This window comes from Perlabentimonas gracilis (assembly GCF_011174675.1).
Classification (GTDB): Bacteria; Bacteroidota; Bacteroidia; order Bacteroidales; family Tenuifilaceae; genus Perlabentimonas; species Perlabentimonas gracilis.
In genome coordinates, this window is sequence record NZ_JAANIG010000022.1 from 46,403 (window position 1) to 68,868 (window position 22,466).

General features: G+C 42.5%; 17 protein-coding genes and 1 tRNA gene. 11 read left to right on the forward strand and 7 right to left on the reverse strand.

Annotated features, from left to right (window positions below; translation table 11 throughout):
• The first annotated feature begins 76 nt into the window (after positions 1-76).
• Positions 77-1,528, forward strand: a complete 1,452-nt coding sequence (locus G8O23_RS10645) for a Do family serine endopeptidase (RefSeq protein WP_166364624.1) — start codon at positions 77-79, stop codon at positions 1,526-1,528.
• A 211-nt stretch (positions 1,529-1,739) separates the two neighbouring features.
• Positions 1,740-2,600, forward strand: a complete 861-nt coding sequence (locus G8O23_RS10650; RefSeq protein WP_166364626.1) for a sigma-70 family RNA polymerase sigma factor — start codon at positions 1,740-1,742, stop codon at positions 2,598-2,600.
• A gap of 47 nt (positions 2,601-2,647) precedes the next feature.
• Here G8O23_RS10650 and G8O23_RS10655 read toward each other — a convergent pair whose 3' ends face one another.
• From G8O23_RS10655 to G8O23_RS10680, 6 genes are all read right to left on the reverse strand, one after another.
• Positions 2,648-3,487 carry an enoyl-ACP reductase FabI gene (locus G8O23_RS10655; protein WP_166364628.1) on the reverse strand — a complete coding sequence of 280 codons (840 nt, stop codon included), beginning with the start codon at positions 3,485-3,487 and terminating at the stop codon, positions 2,648-2,650.
• A gap of 139 nt (positions 3,488-3,626) precedes the next feature.
• Complete coding sequence (gene recN / locus G8O23_RS10660; protein ID WP_166364630.1) at positions 3,627-5,291, reverse strand: DNA repair protein RecN; 1,665 nt, start codon at positions 5,289-5,291, stop codon at positions 3,627-3,629.
• Positions 5,292-5,333: 42 nt separating this feature from the next.
• Complete coding sequence (porD, locus tag G8O23_RS10665; RefSeq protein WP_166364632.1) at positions 5,334-6,269, reverse strand: type IX secretion system protein PorD; 936 nt, start codon at positions 6,267-6,269, stop codon at positions 5,334-5,336.
• 36 nt (positions 6,270-6,305) lie between these two features.
• Positions 6,306-7,511, reverse strand: a complete 1,206-nt coding sequence (gene coaBC / locus G8O23_RS10670; RefSeq protein WP_166364634.1) for a bifunctional phosphopantothenoylcysteine decarboxylase/phosphopantothenate--cysteine ligase CoaBC — start codon at positions 7,509-7,511, stop codon at positions 6,306-6,308.
• On the reverse strand, positions 7,512-7,847 hold the full coding sequence (locus tag G8O23_RS10675) for a DNA-directed RNA polymerase subunit omega (protein WP_166364636.1): 336 nt from the start codon (positions 7,845-7,847) through the stop codon (positions 7,512-7,514).
• A 17-nt stretch (positions 7,848-7,864) separates the two neighbouring features.
• Complete coding sequence (locus tag G8O23_RS10680; protein WP_166364638.1) at positions 7,865-8,656, reverse strand: outer membrane protein assembly factor BamD; 792 nt, start codon at positions 8,654-8,656, stop codon at positions 7,865-7,867.
• A 262-nt stretch (positions 8,657-8,918) separates the two neighbouring features.
• Here G8O23_RS10680 and G8O23_RS10685 point away from each other — a divergent pair, with 262 nt between their 5' ends.
• Entirely contained in the window at positions 8,919-10,160 is a 1,242-nt protein-coding gene (locus tag G8O23_RS10685) for an aminotransferase class I/II-fold pyridoxal phosphate-dependent enzyme (RefSeq protein WP_166364640.1), read from the forward strand.
• Positions 10,161-10,239: 79 nt separating this feature from the next.
• Here G8O23_RS10685 and G8O23_RS10690 read toward each other — a convergent pair whose 3' ends face one another.
• Positions 10,240-13,497 carry a S41 family peptidase gene (locus G8O23_RS10690; RefSeq protein ID WP_166364642.1) on the reverse strand — a complete coding sequence of 1,086 codons (3,258 nt, stop codon included), beginning with the start codon at positions 13,495-13,497 and terminating at the stop codon, positions 10,240-10,242.
• A 184-nt stretch (positions 13,498-13,681) separates the two neighbouring features.
• Between G8O23_RS10690 and G8O23_RS10695 the strand changes: the two genes are divergently transcribed.
• The 8 genes from G8O23_RS10695 (at position 13,682) to G8O23_RS10730 (ending at position 22,457) form a co-directional block, all read left to right on the forward strand.
• Positions 13,682-14,302 carry a YgjV family protein gene (locus G8O23_RS10695; protein WP_166364644.1) on the forward strand — a complete coding sequence of 207 codons (621 nt, stop codon included), beginning with the start codon at positions 13,682-13,684 and terminating at the stop codon, positions 14,300-14,302.
• Positions 14,303-14,604: 302 nt separating this feature from the next.
• Positions 14,605-14,688: transfer RNA gene (locus tag G8O23_RS10700), tRNA-Leu, on the forward strand.
• 305 nt (positions 14,689-14,993) lie between these two features.
• Positions 14,994-15,587, forward strand: a complete 594-nt coding sequence (locus G8O23_RS10705) for an FtsZ/tubulin family protein (RefSeq protein ID WP_166364646.1) — start codon at positions 14,994-14,996, stop codon at positions 15,585-15,587.
• Between the two features lie 593 nt (positions 15,588-16,180).
• Entirely contained in the window at positions 16,181-16,507 is a 327-nt protein-coding gene (locus G8O23_RS10710; protein WP_166364648.1) for a hypothetical protein, read from the forward strand.
• A gap of 182 nt (positions 16,508-16,689) precedes the next feature.
• Positions 16,690-17,085: a hypothetical protein gene (locus G8O23_RS10715; protein WP_166364650.1), complete on the forward strand. Its 396-nt coding sequence runs from the start codon at positions 16,690-16,692 to the stop codon at positions 17,083-17,085.
• 136 nt (positions 17,086-17,221) lie between these two features.
• Entirely contained in the window at positions 17,222-18,943 is a 1,722-nt protein-coding gene (locus G8O23_RS10720; protein WP_166364652.1) for an McrB family protein, read from the forward strand.
• A 19-nt stretch (positions 18,944-18,962) separates the two neighbouring features.
• A complete protein-coding gene (locus G8O23_RS10725; protein WP_166364654.1) occupies positions 18,963-20,465 on the forward strand; it encodes a 5-methylcytosine restriction system specificity protein McrC in 1,503 nt (500 codons plus the stop codon).
• A gap of 24 nt (positions 20,466-20,489) precedes the next feature.
• Positions 20,490-22,457 (forward strand): DUF2779 domain-containing protein, encoded by a 1,968-nt coding sequence (locus tag G8O23_RS10730; protein WP_166364656.1) that lies wholly within the window; start codon positions 20,490-20,492, stop codon positions 22,455-22,457.
• The last annotated feature ends 9 nt before the right edge of the window (positions 22,458-22,466 follow it).

A 22,466-nucleotide genomic window follows, 5' to 3' on the forward strand; every position in this document is an offset into this window, starting at 1 on the left:
TGTTAACAGTCAGGCTGTGAATATCATACGGCACAACGTTTGATCGTTATTTTGAGCAAACATTAAAACTTACGTTATGAAAACAAATAGAATTCTTGCACCCGTATTTTATTCAATAATTGGAGGACTGGTAGTTTTTGCTTTCACGCATTTTATGGCCAAGGAGCAAACGCAAACCCATACCCCAACATTCCCGAAGTACGACTCAGTGCCCTTTAGTCTGGCATCGTTTACTACCAGTACTGGAGAAATTACAGATTTTACATATGCTGCCGAACGTACCGTACATGGAGTGGTTCACGTAAAGACTAAGGCCACACGTTCGCAACCCGATTTTTCCTTTGGAAACCCCTTCTACGATTTCTTCTTTGGCCCCCGTCAGCGCGAACCCCAACAGATATCAGGCTCGGGATCAGGTGTTATTATCAGTAAGGATGGATACATTGTAACTAATAACCATGTAATTGATAGGGCCGATAATATTGAGGTAGTGCTAAACGATAGGCGTTCATTTGATGCCACAGTGGTTGGCCGTGATCCAAGTACCGATTTGGCGGTTATCAAAATTGAGGCGGAGAATCTTCCATTCATTCCTTTTGGGAACTCCGAAATGCTTAAGGTGGGAGAGTGGGTTCTTGCCATTGGCAACCCTTTCAACCTAAACTCCACTGTAACTGCAGGTATTGTTAGCGCTAAAGCTCGAAACATCAACATCCTTTCTGCCCAGTACCCCATCGAGTCATTTATCCAAACCGATGCTGCTGTAAACCCAGGGAATAGTGGAGGTGCGCTTGTGAACCTTAGGGGCGAACTGATTGGGATCAATACGGCAATAGCATCGCAAACAGGTAACTTTGCAGGGTATTCCTTTGCTGTACCCTCATCCATTGCGCAAAAAGTGGCAGTAGATATCATCGAGTTTGGGGAGGTACAACGAGCAATACTAGGTGTTTCTATTAACGATTTAAACTCAGAGCTAGCCAAGAAGTATAATATAAAAGAGCTGAAAGGTGTACTTGTTATGGGAGTTGCTGAGGGAGGTGCCGCCGAAGAGATTGGCCTTAAAGAGGGCGACGTAATACTGGAGGTAAATGGAGTGCCTGTTAACTCTCCAAATCAACTTCAGGAGCAGATTAGCAAGTATCGGCCTAAGGATAAGGTAGAAATAGTGGTAAATAGGGGCAACAAAAAGAAACAATATGAGGTGGTGTTGCGTAATATGAGGGGTGGATTCGATGTTGTTAGACCCAATGAGATTGTAGATGTACTTGGAGCAGAGTTGAAAGAGGTAGATGCCAACTTGCAGCGTAGGCTAGGTATAAGAAGCGGGCTACAGGTGGTGAAGCTAAAGGATGGAAAGCTCAAGGAGCAAGGTGTTAAGGAAGGATTTATTATAACACGAGTAAATCGAACCAATGTAACCACCGCAGAGGATCTTTATCAGACCTTATCCACGCTATCGGGCGGTGTTCTTGTTGAGGGTGTTTATCCCAACGGCTTGGTTGCATACTATGCCATAGGATTGTAGAAAGAACTAAACTAGAATATAGTGATTCTAAATATTGCGGTTAGCTTTTATCTAACCGCAATATTTGTTACTTTTGCAGGCTTTTTCAGTGTAATCAGCAAAGTTTACAAGCTTAATTTTACCAAGGGGTCAACATTTGTTCGTTACCAGCGTTTTACACTTGACTTTATATACAATTTGCCATAACTTCACGAAAATTTAAAGGTTTGAGATGAGACAACTAAAAATCACAAAATCAATTACTAACAGGGAGAGCGCGTCCCTCGATAAATATTTGCAAGAGATTGGTAAGGAAGAGCTAATTACCGTTGAGGAGGAGGTAGAGCTGGCGCAGCGTATTAAGAAAGGCGATCAAGTTGCCCTCGAGAAGCTTACCCGAGCCAACTTGCGCTTCGTGGTGTCGGTGGCAAAGCAGTATCAAAATCAGGGGCTAAGCCTTCCTGACCTTATTAACGAGGGGAATTTGGGGCTGATAAAAGCTGCCGAGAAGTTTGACGAAACCCGTGGTTTTAAGTTTATATCCTATGCTGTATGGTGGATTAGGCAATCCATTCTGCAGGCTCTGGCCGAGCAATCACGTATTGTTAGGCTGCCGCTGAATCAGGTTGGCTCACTCAACAAAATCAATAAGGCATTTTCAAAATTTGAGCAGCAGTTCGAAAGAACCCCTTCACCAGAGGAGTTGGCCGATTTGCTAGAACTCCCCAAGGAGAAGGTGGCCGATACTCTTAGAGTTTCTGGTCGTCACGTTTCGGTAGATGCACCTTTTGTTGATGGCGAGGAGAATAGCCTGCTCGATGTTCTGGTGAATAACGATTCGCCCAATGCCGATAAATCCTTGCTTAACGAGTCGTTATGCAGGGAGATCGATAGGTCGTTAGCTACACTGACTGAGCGTGAGCGCGACATTATTAAGCTGTTCTTTGGCATTAGCTGCCAAGAAATGACCCTTGAAGAGATTGGTGAGAAATTTGGTCTAACCCGAGAGCGGGTGAGGCAGATTAAAGAGAAAGCCATTAGAAGGCTTCGCCACACTTCGCGAAGCAAGTTGCTAAAAGCTTATCTAGGATAACAAAAAAGCCCCAATCGGGGCTTTTTTTATTTCTATACGTGGGTGCACTATTGGCAATCCCTGCATTCATCTAAGTTTTTGTTGTACACAGCCATGGCGCGCTGGCTCATTCCCATGCTGGAAAAACCGCCATCATGGTATAGGTTCTGCATTGTAATTTTACGCGTAAGATCGCTGAATAGCGTAATGCAGAAGCCTGCGCATTCATGTGCATCGGCATTGCCAAGCGGCGACATGCGGTCGGTAAAGTCGAGCAACCCTTCAAAGCCCATAATTCCACTTCCTGCTGTGGTTAGCGTGGGCGATTGGGATATAGTGTTGATGCGAACCTTACGCTCACGGCCATAGATGTAACCAAAGCTACGGGCAATTGATTCGAGTAGCGCTTTTGCATCTGCCATATCGTTGTAGCCGTATAGCGTACGTTGGGCTGCAATGTACGACAGCGCTAAAACGGATCCCCACTCATTAATGGCATCTAGCTTCCACACTACCTGAAGCATTTTATGGAATGATACTGCCGATATGTCGAGCGTTTTTTGAAAGTTGTGGTAATCTAGGTCGTCGTATGTTCTTCCCTTCCTAACATTGGGCGACATCCCAATGGAGTGAAGCACAAAGTCGATTTTCCCGCCAAAGTGCTCCATCGATTTTTGGAACAGGTTATTAAGATCATCAACATTGGTTGCATCAGCAGCCACTAGAAGAGCGTTGCATCTCTTAGCCAGCTCGTTTACCGAGCCCATTCGCATTGCAACAGGGGTATTGGTTAGCACCAATTCAGCTCCCTCGGCGTGAGCCATTTCGGCAACATGCCAAGCAATGGAACTCTCGTTGAGTGCTCCAAAAATTACCCCTTTTTTTCCCTTTAGTAAGTTGTTAGCCATAAATATATTTAGGTTGATTAATACCACATGCTTGTCAGTACAAAGATACAAAATTACTGATCAGATGGAATTGTAAACAAACGTATAGCTGCTATGTTCGCTGCAAGCGAGCATTATTGGTTTGTATATTTGCCTTGGGTTAGTTTAACTCACTACCTAGCAAATGTTTGGCATTGGTTATGGCAGCCTCAGAAATTTTCTCGCCGCTAAGCATTTTTGCTATTTCGGTTATGCGCTCTTGAGATGTAAGTAGCCTAATTCGTGTCTCGGTTGTTTCCTTCTCTTGATCTTTGTAAACCAGAAAATGATGGCTCCCCTTACATGCAATTTGTGGTAAGTGGGTTATGTTGATAACCTGCATACTTTTGGCCATGCTGCTAATTATATTCCCTACCTTATCGGCAACCTCGCCCGAAACGCCCGTGTCAATCTCGTCGAGGATTATGGTTGGCAGGCCCTTGGTTTTAACCATCAACGATTTTAGGCTAAGCATAAGCCTGGAAAGTTCACCTCCCGATGCAATTTTAGAGAGGTCGTTCAGGGGCATCTGCTTGTTGGCCGAGAATAGGAATGTAACCCTATCGATACCTTGTGGACGGAGCTCGCCAAGCGGTTCAAAGTTAACCTTAAAGTCGGCGTAGGGCATACCTAGCTGGGTGAGCAAGGCTTTGATGCTATCCTCGAATTTTTTACTGCCTGCTTTCCTTGTATCACTAATTTCTTGCGCTTGTTTTAGGGCAAGTTTAGTAATTTTTTCAAGCTCAGCTTCTTTTTGTGACACTACTTGATCGTAGTTTGTTATCTCGTTAACCTGAACATCTAGCTTTTCTCTAATTTCAATTAGTTCGTCAACGGATGATACCCTATGCTTTTGTTGCAGCGAAAGGATCATGTCGAGGCGTTGGGTAACCGCTTCCAGCTCTGCCGGATCGAGCAGTACCCGTTCGTTCTGCATTTCAACCTCATGGGCTATATCCTTTAGCTCTACACGGCAGCTCTCTATTCTGGCTTGTAGCTCCTCTGCAGGGTTGAAGAAATGGGATATTTTACTAAGAGATGACACCGCTTCCTTTAACCAAATAAGAATGGATGATTCATCGGCATTAAGGAGGGTGAAAGCCGATTGAAGGTTTGATTTTATCTCCTCGGCGTGCGATAGCTGTTGCTGTAGCGATTCCAACTCAATCTCCTCGCCCGACTTAAGCTTTGCCTCGTTCAGCTGCTTCAGTTGGAATTGCAGGTAATCGAGGTCGGCTTTGGCCTGCGAGGCCTTTTCTTTAATATTTTCGAGTTCCGAGGTTAGGCTTCTGTACTTTTGGTAGCTATCTCGGTAGCTAGCTAGCTGCTGCAAATTATCGGTAAACGAATCGAGTACCGAAAGTTGAAATTTACCATCGGCTAGCAGCAAATTTTGGTGCTGCGAGTGGATATCTATTATTTGGCTTACAAGATCTTTAAGAATGCTCAGGGTTACCGGAAGCTCGTTTACAAAAGCCCTAGACTTTCCCGCTGGGTTTATATGTCGCCTAATGGTTGTTAGGTCAGCATACTCAATATCGTTATCTACAAAAAAATCTTGTAAACTGTAGCCTGCAAGGTTAAAAGTACCCTCCACCACGCAGGGTTTCGATTTCTCTTTAAGTACAGTTGCTTCGGCCCTGTTGCCAAGAATTAGCCCCAGTGCCCCAAGAATAATCGATTTACCTGCTCCAGTTTCACCGGTGATGATATTTAGCCCTTGATGAAAATCAATCTCAAGGGTATCGATAAGGGCGTAGTTCTGAACAAGGAGTGTTTTAAGCATCGGGTCAAGCTATTGTTTGGTTACAAACCAATGGTACAACATCTAAAATCCCCCTGAATCGGTGCTCGTAATGCGGTTGTATTTCGAAACGTTGGCATTATCAACCTCGGTGAGGATGTTCACCACTCGGGTTTTTTCGGCAGGGAACGATTCGGTGAAAAGGTTTACCAGCTCATCACTTTTGGCATCGAAGAAAACCTGCAGGTAGTACATGTAGGGGTCGGGTTTCTCTCTAAATATCCTTTGGATGCTGGTGAGCGCTTCGGCAATTTCGGTGCGTCCTTCAACCAGCTTATCGCTCATTCGGTCGAGCCCTAGCCTGTGGTACTTGTAGTTTACCTCGCGTAGTGGCCTATACTTGGTGTTGAGTATATTCTCAATTAGCCAGTACCTATTCTTTCTGTTGCCTTCGTATGCCTTCCAGCCACGCTCACCGTCGGTAGTGTTCTGAGCGTTATTCACAATTCGCTCGGCTTTTTGAAAATACTCGGTTCCGCCCAGGTACGAGAAGGAGTCGTAGTCGAACCCAAGGATGATGTATGCGTAGTAAGCTAGTATTGAAGTTAGATTATTGCCATGGCGGGTATCGGAAAACTCCAACTGATCGAACTCAATGTAGCGGAATTGTAGGTTATTATCCACAATGTTTAGCATGGTGGTGTTGTACGAAGTGCCAAATATTGGTCGTCGCGATTGTATCTGAATGGTACCTCGAAATTCATCGGAACCAATCTGTTCGTTAAGGGTAAGCATTACGTTGCACTCAATGCGCTCGTCTTGCCCATAGATATGGTTAGTCCAAGGCGTATTGTTCATGAACTCGTACACTGCCGTTTGAAGGGTTTGAAACAGCTGCCTGTTGGTGCCCTGAATCTTTTGCGAATTTATTTGTACGTTACACCTAAGCTCCTGCTGATAAGACTCGGTGGGCAGGGCTAACAGAAGTATTCCGAGAAGAATATATTTTTGAAGTTTCATGGCCGAACGGATTAGGTTGTGGGTTAGCTTGCAAAATTAGGCAATGCCCATTGTTTTAACCAGCTCATTTACTATATCCTTGGCAACCTCTTGCTTCGGTTTTAGTTCAAAATCAATGGTATTCCCATTGCGGTGTATTATGGTAATCTTATTGGTGTCAACATCAAAGCCAGCACCCTCATCTGTTGCCGAATTGAGCACGATAAGGTCAAGGTTTTTCGATTCGATTTTTTTCTTGGCATTGGCTAGCTCATTATGGGTTTCAAGGGCAAAACCTATAAGAATTTGGCTTTTGCTCTTGTTCTCTCCAAGCGCTTTTGCAATGTCAGGGGTCGATTCGAGCACAAGGTGTAGCTGGTTTCCTTCCCTTTTCAACTTCTCGTTAGCAACCTGTTTGGGGCTAAAATCGCTTACTGCCGCGGCCAGTATTGCTGCTTGGCAATGGCCGAAATTGGTTGTTGCTGCCTTGTGCATCTCAGCGGCCGTGGTAACACTTTGGATTTTGATGTTAGGGTGGTTGGGGATATGCTTGGTAGGCCCTGTGATAAATTCAACCTGTGCACCTCTAGCAGCAAGTTCTTGAGCAAGGGCATAGCCCATTTTGCCCGATGATCTGTTGCCAATGAAACGAACAGGGTCAATGGGTTCGTAGGTTGGCCCCGATGTTACCAGCACTGTTTTGCCCAGTAGCTGCTGCTTTTGGCCAAAGAACGATTTGATTGCATCAAGAATCCTCTCAGGTTCTTCCATTCTTCCCTTCCCAGAAAGGCCGCTTGCAAGCTCACCCGTGGCAGCTTCAATAATTAAGTTGCCAAAACCCCTTAGGGTTTCAATATTCCTTTGGGTTGTTGGATGCTGATACATATCCAAATCCATGGCAGGAGCAACCATTACTGGGCATTTTGCCGAAAGGTACGATGTGAGCAAAAGGTTGTCGGCAATTCCATGGGCCATTTTTCCAATGGTGTTGGCCGAAGCAGGTGCTATAAGGTAAAGGTCGGCCCACATCCCCAAATCAACATGACTGTTCCAGTCGCCATTCTCGGGATTAAAAAAGTCTACAAGAATAGGGTTCTTGGAGAGTGTAGCCAAGGTTAATGGGGTGATAAACTCCTTGGCAAGGGGTGTCATTACAACTTTAACACCAGCCCCTTCTTTAACTAGAAGGCGCACCAGAGTTGCAGCTTTGTAGGCTGCGATGCTGCCTGTTATACCAAGAAGTATATTCTTCCCTTTAAGCATTTAGCTTTCCTTTTCCTGATTTTCTATACCCTTGCGGTGGTATAGTTTGGTGTCGAGAAACTCTTGCAGAGCAATTAGCGCAGGCTTTGGGAGACGCTCGTAAAACTTGCTGATTTCGATCTGCTCGCGGTTCTCGAAAACCTCCTCAAGGTTATCGGTGTAGTATGCAAACTCTTCGAGCTTACGGTTAAGCTCTTGCTTCATATCCTGGCTAATCCTATTTGCTCGTTTTGCAATTACGCGAACCGACTCGTAGATGTTGCCCGTATCTTTGTCGAGCTGGCTAAAGTCCTGTGTGGTTGTGGTAAGAGGTGCAGTTACCTTTTTAAAGTCCATGGTTGTGAATTTTTAAACTAGTTTTCAATTACTTTAATGCTGTTGGCGTATATCCTTTCGGCTTCACGCTTGTATCTTGTCTCGGGGAACTCCCCCAAAAGGTTGTAGTACTCATCAAGGGTGTTTTGGAATCGTTCGCGACGCTTCTCTGGCACGCTATTATCGGCAAGGCTGTACGACGATTCGAGAATCATGTAAAGGATCTCTTCGCGGTACTCGCTATCGGGGAATTCGTATGTACTATTCTTAAGTGCTGTAATGGCGGCCTTGTAGTCTCGCATATCGTAGTAAAGTTTTGCGCTTAGGTACGATTTTTCAACTAGCTTAGAGCGCAGATCGGTAAGAATCCTGTTAACCTCAGCCTTTTTTGATGAGTTGGGGTACCGGGTGATAAACTCCGAAAAGGCAGATATGGCTTTTTTTGATGTTTCCTGATCCAGCAAAGGTCTTGGCGACGACTTGTAAAAACAGTAAGCATACATATACTCTGCCTGCTCAAGGAAGGGGCTGCGTGGGTAATTCTGCCTAAACCTATCGAAGTAGTGCGCTGCTAAAAGGTAATCGCCCTGATGGTAGTAGCCCTGCGAGAGGTAAAACTCAATGGTGTCGGCTTGGGCAGTACCCCTGTATACAGGGGTTAGCTGTTCAAAAATTGTGGTATACCTGTAATGCTCGCCATTTTCGTAGTACTTAAGGCCCTCCTTGTACATCAAGGGGTAATCTCTGCTTTTTAGAAGCTTATCGAATCCACTGCATGATGCAGCTATTATGGCGATACCAATTAAAGCGAAAAGGCTAATTTTTTTCATAGCTAATACTAAGGCGTTTTCAATGAATAAACACAATTTCTGGCTCAATATTGTGCCCCATTATTTAAGCGAGCAAAGTTAGCAACAATATCGGAAAAAGCTATGTAATAGCAATGTAAAATTCTGATTTGCGAGTTAAAAAGTTTTAACTGCATCAATGTTTTTCAAATATCCATCAGAATTGGAGTATAATTACCATTTTTCATAAAAAGGTGTAATTTTGTGGGAGTTTACATAATCGTTTAACCAATATTATTTTGCTGTGGATATATTTGATAAGCTTAGAAAAAGTATGGGCCCCATTGGCCAGTACCATAAGGAGGGGCACGGATATTTTGCATTTCCAAAGCTCGAGGGCGAAATTAAACCTTGGATGACCTTTAGGGGTAAAGAGGTTTTGACTTGGAGCCTAAACAACTACCTTGGGCTTGCAAACCACCCCGAAGTTCGCAAAGCAGATGCCGAAGCCGCTGCTCAATATGGAATGGCGTACCCTATGGGCGCTAGGATGATGAGTGGCCAAACTCGCTTCCATGAAGAGCTCGAGGCCAAACTCGCCGCTTTTGTTAAGAAACCTGCAGCATACCTGCTAAACTACGGATATCAGGGTATGGTCTCTATTATCGATGCATTGGTATCGCGAAACGATGTAGTGGTGTACGACTCCGAATCGCATGCGTGCATTATCGATGGGTTGAGGCTGGCCCCAGCGAAACGATTTGTTTTTGCGCATAACGATATGGACAGCTTGCGCAAGCAGCTTACCCATGCCACTCGTTTGGCCGAGAAGACAGGAGGAGGAATCCTTGTAATTACCGAGGGTGTATTTGGTATGGCCGGTGATCTGGGGAACTTAAAAGCTATTGCCGAGTTTAAGAAGGAGTTCAATTTCCGCCTGCTGGTTGACGATGCCCATGGCTTTGGTACATTGGGTAAAACTGGTGCTGGCACAGCAGAGCACTTTGGCGTGGAGGATGAAGTGGATGTTCTGTTCTCGACTTTTGCCAAGAGTGGTGCTGGAATTGGTGCCTTTGTTGCTGCCGATGAGGACATAATAATGTACTTGGCTTACAACCTGCGCTCACAAATTTTTGCCAAGTCGCTTCCAATGCCTATGGTTATTGGAGCGCTTAAGCGCCTTGAGATTATGCAAACACAACCCGAGCTAAAAGAGAACCTTTGGACAATTGTAAATGCCTTGCAAAAGGGATTGAAGGAGGTTGGTTTGGATATTGGCAAAACTGAGTCGCCTGTTACCCCTGTGTATATGAAGGGCAATGTGCCCGAGGCCACGAACATGGTATTTGACCTTCGTGAGAACTATAATATCTTCTGCTCCATTGTTGTATACCCCGTTATACCCAAAGGGCAAATTCTACTTCGCCTAATACCAACTGCTGTGCACACGCTTGACGATGTGAAGTTGACTGTTAATGCATTTGCCGAGTGCGCTCAGAAGCTGAAGGACGGAAAGTATTACGCCGAGAAGATGACTCAGATTTAGAACTTGTTCGATATTCTAGAATATTAAGGGTGGCGAATTTCGCCACCCTTAATTTATTGTTCTATTTGCTTAAACAATCTTAGATATCTTTCAAAAGCTCCTTTATAGCTACCTCTAGCTGCTCGTCGCGGCCATTATCAATATCACCGGGCATATTCTTAACCACAATATCGGGAACGGTTTGGTTATTCTCCAACCATTCCCCATCCATATTTTTTGCGCTAACGGGTATTGATCCCCACATAATCCTTCCGTTCTGCAGCATTTCCCAACCAGCAAAACTACAAGTGCCCGGTACGGGCATCCCAATTAGCTTACCAATGCCTAAATCCTGATATCCACAGGCAAAACAATGCCCATCGCTGTAGTTGGCTTCGTTCACAAGAGCCACGGTGGGTTTGGTCCAGCGGGCAGTTGGCTCGTATCCGAGGGTGCGGGTTTCGATGGCGTACTCAATAAACTCTTTCCCTGTGAGGAACATGGCCAAATCGCTAACCAAGTCGCCACCGCCATTAAAGCGAGTGTCAATAATTAAGCCCTTGGTGTTGGCATACCTACCCATTGCCCTTTCGTATGTGTTACGATAGGGATCATCGCTCATACCGGGTATATGAACGTAACCCAGCTTACCATCGCTTAGCTGCTCAACAAGTTTCTCGTTTTGTTTTACCCACCTATCGTATAGCAAGGAGTTCTCCTCTCTAAAGGTAATGGGTTTTACCGTGGCATGAAAAGTATTGTTGTTAGCGGGGTCAAACACTTCTAAAGAGGTGAATCTGTCGGACTTACGGTTAAGAAACTTGGCATAGTCTACGTCATTGGTAATCTCCTCACCATCAATTTTCTGAATAATCATGCCGGGCTTTACTTTGATATGCTCCTTGTCCATTGGCCCAAACTGCATAATCTCGGCTATTTTTACTCCGTTCTCGGTGTGATTATAGTCGATAAAAATACCCAGCGAGGCGGTTTGGGTACCGTTGGGGTCGCTGTATCTATATCTAGCACCACTATGCGATACGTTTAGCTCGCCGAGCATTTCGGAGAGTAGCTCGGTGAATTCAATGTCGTTTCCAACCAAGTCAACCTTGGGTTGATACTCATCGTAAAGTTTATCCCAAGGAGCGCCGTGGAAATCGGATATGTAGAACATGGCCTTGTTACGCTTCCAAACATGGTTAAACATCTCGTGGCGTTCGTCGGAAATGTTAAGCGTGAGTTCCCCTTTTATACTGATGGGGGTGTTGCGGTTCGCCTTGAGATCGATTGTCGATATCCTTCCGTTGGAGAGCAGGAAAAGTTTGCTCATATCTTTGCTCCACTCCAGCTTGGCCGATCTTGCATCGAGCGGAACAATCATCTTAGTCTCTTGGGTGCGAAGGTTAGTGCTCCAAAGGTTGAAACCCTTCTCGAAACGGGCGAGGTAGTATAGCGTTTCCCCATCTTTTGATAGCACCGCATCGGCTAGGCTCGACGAGTGGATGGTTAGGCGCTTCTTACGATCGCGAAGTCCATCCCAGTCTATTTTGATAAGCGTAGAGTCTACCTTTTCGTCCTCCTTCTTGCTCTTCTTCTTTTTCTTATCGTCCTGCTTATCGCTCTTGCTATCATTCTTTTCAAGTTTTTCAATCTCTTTCCAAAGGTCGTACTCGTCCTTGCTCAAGTTGAACTTATCCCAGCTATCGCGGGTAAGGAAAAATGAGTAAACATCGCTTTGGCGGGTTCCGCTGTTGGCGTGCGAACGCAGACCGTGCCTATCGCTAAACCACATGATTTGCTTGCCCTCGTTTATCCATTTGGCTGAACCATCGCCAAAACCACTCTCGGTAAGGTTAATCATCTCCTGCTCGCCAGAGGCATCGAGAAGCACCACTTCGCTAACGCCCAACGATGGGGAGTAACGCGCCAACAACCACTTGCTGTCAGGGCTCCACTCGAACTGCTGATCGCCATCGCGCATGTAGAAAAGCTTGTCGGGACCAAGTATCTCGCGAATCTGCTTAGTTTCAAAATTGTAAATCTTCAAGTGCCTACGATTTTCGATAAAGGCAATCTCCTTACCATCGGGCGATACCTTGGGTTGGTAGTTGTCGTTATCGTTTTCAATTACTTTCTCCTCGCTTAGTAGGGTAGAGGCGGAGAAGAAGGGTTCGTTCTTTTTCACCCTTGATGTTTTGTAAATGCCCCAAGTGGAGTTGCGCTGGCTTGCGTAAACTATCGATTTACCATCGGGCGTAAAGCTAACAAAGCGCTCCTGCTCAACGGTGTTGGTAATACGTTTTGTGAAATTCCCTTCCACTGATGATGCAAATACTTCGCCCCGAACAATGTAGGCAATCTCTTTGCCATCGGGCGATACGGCCATCTCGCTTACGTTGCCCGTAACGGGTATTATCTGCTCATCGTTAGCAAGTAATCCTGTACGAATGGTAACATCAACCTTTTGGGGTTCGCTACCGGGAATTTGCGTATATAAATTGCCGTGATGCGTGTAGCAAAGGGTTCCTGAATTGCTGATGCTGAGGAACCGAACGGGGTGTAGCTCAAAGTGCGATATTTGCTCCACATTGCTGGGGTTATCTAGGCTCAATCGGTGCACATTGAATGTTCCGTTTTGCTCGCTTAGGTAGTATATGCTTTGGTCGCTATTGGCAAATACGGGATTTCTATCCTCCCCTTCAAAGGCGGTTATCATTTTATGCTGGTTAGTCTCAACATCATAACTCCAGATATCGCGGGTAACAGCCGAACGATGATGCTTGCGCCATTCGTTTTCACCACCCTTCTTATCATGGTATACCATGGTTTTGCCATCAGTGCTAACTCGGACCATTTCGGCGGGAATTGTCCACAGCTGATTTACACGCCCCCCTTTTGTGGGCACGGTGTAAACCTCGGGTTGCGATCCCGTTGGGTACTGCCTGTGATTAACAGCATCCAGGCGCTGTCCTCCAAAGATGATCTCTTGGTCGTTAGCGGTGAACGTGTAAGGGAATTCGTCGGCAGAGTGAAAGGTGAGCCTTTTAGCCTCGCCACCCTGCGCATCAATAATAAATACATCAAAATCGCCAAAACGGTTGGATGCAAAGCTGATTTTTGAACCATCGTTGCTCCAAACGGGCATAAAATCGTGCGCCTGAAGGAAGGTGATTTGCTTGGCCTCACCACCCTGAGTTGGTACGGTGAAGATATTACCTTTAAAGGTAAAGGCAATGGTATTACCATTTGGCGATATGGCTGAATACCTAATCCATTGCTCTGTGTCGTTAGCCAATAGTGACGATGATATCCATAGGGCTATCGCCAATGATGAAAATCTTTGTAACAGTTTTTTCATTTTGAATACGATTAATGAATTTTTATTGAAATCGGTTATAATAACGTTTTGACAATGCAAAGGGCAAAAGGATTAGGGGTATAATAAGTCTTTTTGAGTTTGTAAATCATCCTAACCATGATAAAAGCAGTTAGCAAATATATGGGATTTTTTATCTTTGCCGAATAAATAAACTTTTTGGATTATGGAAATTAGCATACTTGAGTGGATTGGATACTTGGCTTCGATACTTATTGCTCTTTCGATGGCAATGAGTTCTTTGGTTAAGTTTAGAGTAATTAACCTGATTGGAGCTGGACTATTTTCGGCTTATGGTTTTTTGATAGGATCGATACCTGTAGGCGTGATGAACGGTTTTATTGTGCTGGTGGATGTGTACTACCTGTACCTGTTTTTCTCAAAGAAAGAGGTTTTTGAGGTGATTGAGGCGAAGCCTGATAGTAACTACCTTGTGCGTTTTATATCATTCTACAAGCAAGATATTAAGAGGTATTTTCCTGATTTTGAATACTGTCCCGATGATAGTGATGTTAATTTCTTTGTACTCCGCAACATGTCCATAGCTGGGCTATTCTTGGCAAAACGACTCGACAATGGGGTTTTAAAAGTTGAGTTGGATTATGCCATCCCAGAGCTACGTGATTTTAAGAGTGGAAGATTTGTTTACAACAACCTTAGATCCCGATTTTTGGAAATGGGCTTTAGAAAATTAGTGGCCGAAAAGTCGAGTAAGAAGCATGATCAGTATCTTGCTAAGTTGGGGTTCAAGGAGGATGACAAGGGTATGCTAGAAAAATCTCTGTAGTAGAAAAAAATAGTCTAGCTCCTCAAAAATTATTAGATTGGTGTTTGCATAAGCAATTATTTGTTAAATTTGCATCCGCAATTAGGACAGATGGCGGAACCGAGGGACGAGCTCCCGCCATCGTAAGAAAAGGTCGTAAGGAGTAATTAACGGCCTTAGGTTCTGTGAAGCGCCCCAAGTTTATGTTTGCCCAGATGGCGGAACCTGTCAAAAAACGCGACAGGCAGGTTGGTAAACCCGCCAGTTGAGGGAGTTCTTAGTATAGAATAGATGTTCTTTTTGTAATAAAATAAAAGTGTTCTGCCCAGGTGGTGGAATCGGTAGACACGCCAGCTTGAGGGGCTGGTGCCCGTTAGGGTGTGCAAGTTCGAATCTTGTCCTGGGCACTTTTATAAAACGTAACCCGCTGTGAACTATTTGTTTGCAGCGGGTTTGTTGTTTGTAGGGATACAGTGTGAAATTATTATTTTGCGTTAGAGTTGAACCATAAGTTGGTACTTATGTTCAATGAGATAAAACGTGTAAACGCATTGTTGATTTCATAGAAAGATACTTGAAACCTACAATTACGAATGCTTTTGGGAGTTGCCCAAATGGATTGTGTGAAAAATTAAATTCACATCCAACCAGCGACACCAATTGTCCTACCCCAAACCTACATTTGCCCAAAACAAAGCAAATGTAGATGGATATGAACACTAGCAAATCTTTGAAAAACAATAAACCTCCTCATTTTGTAGGGGTAGGGGGTGGTGGTAGCAATGTGGTAGAGCACATCCAGCGCAAGGGCGTGAAAGCTCATTTTACCTGTATAACATACCCCAAGAGGCAAAGCAACACGTCAGTTGAGTATATCCCGTTTAAGCATCCGGGGCACGACTCACCAACCTATTCATTAACACCAGATATGATTGCCGATTTTGATAGGACAACCCTGCTGCCCATACTCGATTCCTTGCTTGATATTTTTAGTAACGACCGCCATTTTATCCTGCTATCGGGCTTGGGAGGATACACTGGGTCGAGGCTAACCGAGATCCTCACGCAGTGGCTCTACGCCAATGGCAAATCCTTTCAAACCATCTGCTGTACACCATTTCCCTGTGAAGGGAAGGAACGAAATGCTTTCGCAATGGTAACCCTAGCCAAACTAGCCATTTTCCCAAACGTTCACCACCTCAGTTTACAATCCTTCGAGCAGCAATTTGGTGATCTAACATTAAGCCAAGCTTTTCTTAAAGCCAACGAAGATTTCTATAGGATTTACCAAGACCTTTTAAACTGAATTGATATGACCTGCCTAGAGAATATTGAGCTAATCCTTGATCAAGAGGGTTTTGCCCTGTAAGTATTAGGGTCAACTAGGAACAAGATTGATATTTAGGGTTTATTCTCTGTATTCAATGCTTTTAGCATCGGAGAGGAGTAGCAAAGGCAAGTTGTGTGGATTGGCCAATCGCTGATATTCTTTTTTTTATTTTCTAGAGACCTGCATTTTTAGTGCAACCAACTAGAACACTATTTGCGGAGAGTTGAACTGCCTACAATACTCCAAGTGCAAGAAGAGCCCCTTTTGGATATTCGAGAAAATTGAAAGGTTTGGGTATTGGAAAGCCTACGAGCCCTATTTTTAGCGTTGCGGCGGATGTAATATTCGTATGTAACTATTTACTGAGCACTGTGAAAAAAATTGCTCCGTCGTATTAGCAAGATTTTTACACCCCTTTAATAACTTGTCTTGCGTAACACTCCCTAAGAACTTTTGTTGCTCAGAGTTTTTTAACTTCTTTCAACTGTGTCATACTTTGACGTAGTGTAATGTTACTTTTACATTATTAGGTAAAACAAATAGAAATTGCTATTTTTAGAAACACAAATATGGAGAAAACAGAAAAGCCCTACCTAAAGTATTCAGAACAGGCCAAAGCGTATAAGTTTCAGGTACATTTAGTAAACCCAACCACTACAAATTATAGTCGTGTAGTAAAAGAAACTGGAGGCTACACTTTTTTTGACGATGAGCTGGTAAATACCAGCGTGTTTATAAAGGAGATGGGTAGCCTACCACCAAACTCAACCCTGCTGGTTGATGAAAGCGACCTAGGCGAACGCGATTTTACCATTTGGTATAACTTTGATTTGTATAAGGGTGAAGATGAAAAGGCCGAGAGGATAACATATAAACTGGTGCCATTTAAGCATTAATCTTAGTTAACACACATAACAGTTTGAGCGGGAAATGAGAAGCTATCTACCACATAGTATTACAATATACTTGTATTGTCACTTTTGCCATTAAAAACAAATAATCGGGTGGGTATGTAATTATTTGCTAATGTGTATTTTGAAATCTGAAATCGTATTTTCTTAAACCAACACAGGTGACAATGGATATTTTAAGTATTAAACAAAAAATTACTTCACTTGCTAAAGAACACTCTGATATTGATGATAGCCTAGATGGAGTTAAATATGCTGAGATAATTGAACTAGAGGCCGAAGACCTTATAATTAGCTACTGCGTAGAAAGAGGGTACCAAGTACAGGGGTTTCCTATTGATAAAATGAATAGCGGTTCAGATGAATATGATGAAGACTATTTCTGTATTGAAAGGTATAGAATGTATTTGGATAGCTTAGCGTTAGTGCACAATGATGTTGCCGATCTATTGTGGCATTATAGCAATAGCTTTTGGCCCAATTTCTACGAAAATCAAGAAGACTATATTGCCGACATAAAACATAACCTCAATACTGGAAAGTTTTATAATATTGACTTCTAGCGTAATTAGAATTATGCGATTTGACTATTTGGTTTGATTTTGATTTGCATAAGGTAGGTGTGGAAAAGCCGGAGAGGATATCAAATAAATTGGTACGACATAAAAATGATTTTACTAACTAATAACATTAAAAGAAATGGGACTTATTAATGATTTATTTCAAGAGTGGTTGAAAAACCACAAAGGCAATACTGAATATGATGAAATAACAACATTCATTAAGGAAAATGATATTACAAAAGATACCAAGTATGGTAGTAAAGAAGAAAATTTTTTGAAGCACCTATTTCACTCCAAACATAACGGCTTGGGGTCTCATGGAGGAAACTATGTTGATTTATCTGATAATAACACAAAACTTATAGCTGTAACAATACAAACAATAAAAAAAGAAGAAAATCTTAAATATCAAGCAGATTCGAAGGAAATCGGCAAGTTAGGATTCAAATCAGAGAAAAGAAATATGCCGATTGTTTACAACAGAGTTTTATGTGCCCTTAAACCCGAAGAACTATGTAATATCCCTGGTGAGGAACAAGTGAATAAGTTGTTGTTCAAATTCAAAGAAATTAAAGATGAGCTAACTAGCGATTCAAATAATCTTTTAAATAAGAAATTCAATGATAAAAACAAGTTAATAGAAAATTGGTATGAGAAAAACAATGCCATTTGTAAAATATTAGATGAGGAAATTGAACATGAAGTTAACAAGGAATATCAATCATGTAGAAACAACTTTGCATGGTATCTATATATATACTTCAGTACTGATTTCTCCATTAGCAAACAAATTATTAAGTATGGTGCACCAGGAACAGGTAAAACCTACTTAACAGCACAAGAATGCGAAAATTATTTTGACTCGTGGAATATTAATAAAAGCTACGACAACGTTTTTAAGGAACACTATGAGTTTGTTCAATTTCATCCTTCCTATACCTATGAGGATTTTATTGAGGGGATTCGTCCCTCAAAAATTGCAGAAGGCTCCACACAGTTAGAACTTAAAGATGGAATATTCAAATCTTTCTGTAGAAAAGCCGCTAAGTGGGAACTTGAACTCTACAATCTTGGCTTAGGAAAAGAAAATTACGAAACGCTTACTTTAGAAGATATTAAGAAAGCAAAGAAAGCGAAGGAGGCGAAGGAGGCAAAGGAGGCGAAGGAGGCGAAGGAGGCGAAGGAAACTGAGGAAGGGAAGAAGGAAAGCCTGCCGGAAATAAACAAAATTATTGAAGGTAAAGATAAAGATGAGCAGCTTATTAAAGACCTCATTCCCCCATACTTCTTTGTTATCGATGAAATAAACCGAGCCGAACTTTCACGCGTTTTTGGGGAGTTAATGTTTTGCTTGGAGTATAGAGGGTATAGCGGAAAGGTAAAAACTCAGTATTCAGAACTAGCATCTGAGAAAAACATCTTCTACAAAGAAGGGGATAATAACTATTTCTTTATACCTCACAATGTATATATTATTGGTACAATGAATACCATTGACCGTAGCGTAGAGAGTTTCGACTTCGCACTTAGACGCAGGTTCCTATGGCAACGAATTGATCCAAACTATGAAGTTCTTGAAGAGTATTTCAATGAAAGAGACTTTAAAGAGGAAAACGCTAAAATTGTAGATGGATTAAAGAAACTAAATGAGGAAATTAAAAAAAATCCGCTGCTAGGCGAAGATTATCAGATAGGTCATTCGTACCTTATGAAACGTGAACAATATACTGGTTTACAACCCAAACAGTATAAAGAAAAAATTTGGGAGAAACATATTCAGCCCATACTAGAAGAGTACTTTAGGGGTATGGGGGAAAATAAAGGTGAGATTAGTAAATTGAAGAATTCTTTTTTTTAAGAGAAGTAATACTAAAGAGATGATAGTAATAAACCTCACTGACAATTCTCGTATCGATTTTATTATCACCAAAGATATTAAATCCGTTAGGGATGTCTTTTTTGAACTAAACAACAATATTAGTTTGTCTTGCAAAAAATGGCAAAAAAGACACTTGCAGTTAAAGGGGTATGTTTCAGATATATCTCAAAAAATTAATAAAAACTTACAGGATGAAAAGTTCATTGTAGCCAATGTTCATCTTTTTGGTGGCAAGGAGTATGACCATAATACCCGCGATAATTTTATTGATGTAATTGGATGGAATTCTGAGAACTTTGCAGTACAAACTGGTAATCTGATAGGTTTTGTTAAAACGCCAGATATAAGTATTGAAATATCATCCCGTTTTGGCAATAAGTTCCTATTGAAGCTAATTAGCTACTCCGATGGTTTTCTCGAGATGCCCGACTATGGCTCAGTTTCAAATAATGGTTTTTCCGAATGGATTGCTGTTTTTCTCTGGAAAAGTGCTCTTAAAAAGGCTTTTCGATTAGGACTACCCAAACAATACGTAAATAAGAGTGAAGATCTTATTAAGATACGTGGTAACATTGATATTAACGACTATATCAATAGGCAAGCGCGTGAAGGTAAGTACCTATGTAATTACCGTGAGCACGATTACAATAATCCCGTTAATAGACTGATTTCCTATGTGTTCAATCGGCTTAATACTAAACACAAGTCCTTTATATTGGATTGCTTCCGTATTGGTGGAGCCTTTGCTTCGGGTACAAATGGATGTTTACCCAACCTTTCGGATGCTTTGGCAACCAAAAGAGTAACTAATCCATATTATAACGATTATAACAGGGTTATAGAACTATCTAAAAACATCTTACGGAGCAATTTTGGCGATATCTCCAATTCGGAGAATAACACAAGTGCTTTTCTTTTCGATGTTTCAATGCTCTTTGAATTTTTTATTCGCAAAGTACTTGTAAGGCACGATCACAATCTTCTAAAAAAAGACGATAAACAGTTCTGTACAAGTCGTGGGTTAAGTAAAAATAACGACTACCATCTAAAACCTGACATCATTATTGATTATGGTGAATCATTCGGCGTTTTCGATGTAAAGTATAAAAACTTCGATTTTACTTATGGAGTAAAACGCGAAGATCTTTTCCAGTTGCACACCTATGTTGGTAATTTAATGAATTATAAAACTGTATCGAGTTGTGGCATAATATATCCTATATGTCAAAGTAGATTTGAAGAGTTTAAAGATAAGAAAGACCATCTTGGGAATAACGGATTTATCCATAGTAAAATATCAATAGACAAAAAGGAGATAGATTTTTTTGTTGTATTCTTCATTGTTCCTAATGAAGAATTGGTAAACGACAAGATAGTTGAGTTGAAGAAAAATGAGGAATATGAACAAACATTTAGGAATAACATAAAATCCTTTGGTGAAAACTTTCCTGCTGTTAACTATATAAAGGCTGCGACACCTATTGGCGCAGTTGCCAACTAATTTTACAAATAAAACTCTTCTACCATGCCCCTACTAACCAAATCCCGCTTTAAATTGGCCCTGAGTTGCCCAACCAAGCTGTTCTATAACGATAACCGCGATTACGAGAACCAGAAAACTGAGGACAAGTTCCTTGAGGCGCTGGCCCAGGGTGGTTACCAAGTGGGCGAGCTGGCCAAATGCTACTACCCCGGTGGGCACGATATCACCGAAAGAGGGTATGATATTCCTCTGGATCGAACCAACGAGCTGCTTAAGCTGGAGAACGTAACTATTTACGAGGCGGCCATACGCCACAACGATTGTTTTATAAGAGTTGATATTCTAGAGAAAAAGGGGAACAGCATTATCCTTATAGAAGTAAAGGCCAAGTCGTTCAGCGGCAATGGTACCGATGAGTTTTTAGACAATAAAGGGTTTATTAAAGGTAGCTGGAACGATTACCTGCAGGACGTTGCCTACCAAAAATACGTTACCCAAAAGGCGTTTCCCCATTGGAATGTAACGGCCTACCTTATGCTTGCCGATAAAAGTAGAACGGCTAGTGTTAATGGATTAAACCAGAAGTTTTTACTCAAGAAGGACGAGAAAGGAAACGTTGGAGTTGAGATGGTTGGCGATACCTCCATAGAAGCCTTGGGAAACCCAATCCTTAGCACGGTGAATGTTAATGAAATTGCTACCCGAATTATCAACGATGATATCTATCCCGAGAAACCAGAAATCCCTTACGAGGAGAAAATTGAGCAATGGGCGCAAAGCTGCTCAAATGCAAAGAAAATAGTTTCTCCCATTGGGGCGCACTGCTTTGGCTGCGAGTTTCAGGGAAACCATTCATCAAAAAAATCGGGTTTTAACGAGTGCTGGAAGCACTGGCATAACCTAACCGATACGCAGCTGCAACAACCTATGGTAAGCCAAATTTGGAATTTTAGGCAAAAGGGGACTTTGGTGGAGGAGGGTGTTTTTTTTATGAACGATGTGTTACAAGAGCATATTGGCGATGTAAAACCAAAAGCCGACGGTACGCTTTCCAACGCAGAGCGACAGTGGTTGCAGGTCGAAAAGGTTCAAAACCTTGACGATGATTTCTATTTGGATGTTGATGGAATGCGACAACTTATGACCTCGTTTACCTACCCCTTGCACTTCATCGACTTCGAAACATCAACGGCGGCAATTCCTTTTTATGCAGGTCAGTCTCCATACGAGACCATTGCCTTTCAGTTCTCGCATCACATAATGCTTGAGGATGGAACCATAGAGCATAAGGATGAGTACATCAAGCTGGAGCGGGGCGAGTTTCCCAATTTTGAATTTCTTCGTGAGCTGAAGAAAGCGCTGGAGACAGACAACGGCACAATATTTAGGTTTGCAGCGCACGAGAACACGGTGCTAAACCAAATTGACTGGCAGTTGCAAAAAGCCGATTATAAAGAGGTGCCCGATAAGGACGAACTTATTGAATTTATCAACTCAATAACCCACAATAAGAAACAGAAACGTAAAGGCGGCCCACGCGATATGGTGGATATGTGCCAAATGGTTAAGGATTACTTCTACGATCCTCGCACTGGGGGCTCAAACTCCATTAAGGCCGTTCTGCCTGCTGTGCTTAGCCGATCAGAGTTTCTACAAGATAAGTATTCTAAACCCATATATGGTAGGAATAGCCAAATCAGAAGCAAAAATTTCGACGATGGATGGGTTTGGATAGAGCACGATGCCGAGGGCGAAGTGAAAGATCCATACAAGCTACTCCCAAAACTGTTTAAGGATATCGATCCCGAGGAGGTTGAAAAGTTTATTACCGACGAGGACCTAAACTCTGGGGGTGCTGCCCTAACTGCTTTTGCCAAGATGCAGTTCACCGAGATGACAGAAACCGAGCGCAAGGAGGTTATTCAGGGATTGCTTAAGTACTGTGAACTCGATACCCTTGCTATGGTTATGATTTACGAGTATTGGATGCACACCATAGGGCTAAAGTAAAACAGAATA

Coding starts and splice junctions, on each gene's coding strand:
- G8O23_RS10650 (WP_166364626.1), top strand. CDS start 1,740: ATGAGACAACTAAAAATCACAAAATCAATTACTAACAGGGAGAGCGCG.
- G8O23_RS10705 (WP_166364646.1), top strand. CDS start 14,994: ATGAACACTAGCAAATCTTTGAAAAACAATAAACCTCCTCATTTTGTA.
- G8O23_RS10730 (WP_166364656.1), top strand. CDS start 20,490: ATGCCCCTACTAACCAAATCCCGCTTTAAATTGGCCCTGAGTTGCCCA.
- G8O23_RS10690 (WP_166364642.1), bottom strand. CDS start 13,497: ATGAAAAAACTGTTACAAAGATTTTCATCATTGGCGATAGCCCTATGG.
- G8O23_RS10725 (WP_166364654.1), top strand. CDS start 18,963: ATGATAGTAATAAACCTCACTGACAATTCTCGTATCGATTTTATTATC.
- G8O23_RS10675 (WP_166364636.1), bottom strand. CDS start 7,847: ATGGACTTTAAAAAGGTAACTGCACCTCTTACCACAACCACACAGGAC.
- G8O23_RS10715 (WP_166364650.1), top strand. CDS start 16,690: ATGGATATTTTAAGTATTAAACAAAAAATTACTTCACTTGCTAAAGAA.
- G8O23_RS10655 (WP_166364628.1), bottom strand. CDS start 3,487: ATGGCTAACAACTTACTAAAGGGAAAAAAAGGGGTAATTTTTGGAGCA.
- G8O23_RS10695 (WP_166364644.1), top strand. CDS start 13,682: ATGGAAATTAGCATACTTGAGTGGATTGGATACTTGGCTTCGATACTT.
- porD (WP_166364632.1), bottom strand. CDS start 6,269: ATGAAACTTCAAAAATATATTCTTCTCGGAATACTTCTGTTAGCCCTG.
- recN (WP_166364630.1), bottom strand. CDS start 5,291: ATGCTTAAAACACTCCTTGTTCAGAACTACGCCCTTATCGATACCCTT.
- G8O23_RS10680 (WP_166364638.1), bottom strand. CDS start 8,656: ATGAAAAAAATTAGCCTTTTCGCTTTAATTGGTATCGCCATAATAGCT.
- G8O23_RS10645 (WP_166364624.1), top strand. CDS start 77: ATGAAAACAAATAGAATTCTTGCACCCGTATTTTATTCAATAATTGGA.
- coaBC (WP_166364634.1), bottom strand. CDS start 7,511: ATGCTTAAAGGGAAGAATATACTTCTTGGTATAACAGGCAGCATCGCA.
- G8O23_RS10720 (WP_166364652.1), top strand. CDS start 17,222: ATGGGACTTATTAATGATTTATTTCAAGAGTGGTTGAAAAACCACAAA.
- G8O23_RS10710 (WP_166364648.1), top strand. CDS start 16,181: ATGGAGAAAACAGAAAAGCCCTACCTAAAGTATTCAGAACAGGCCAAA.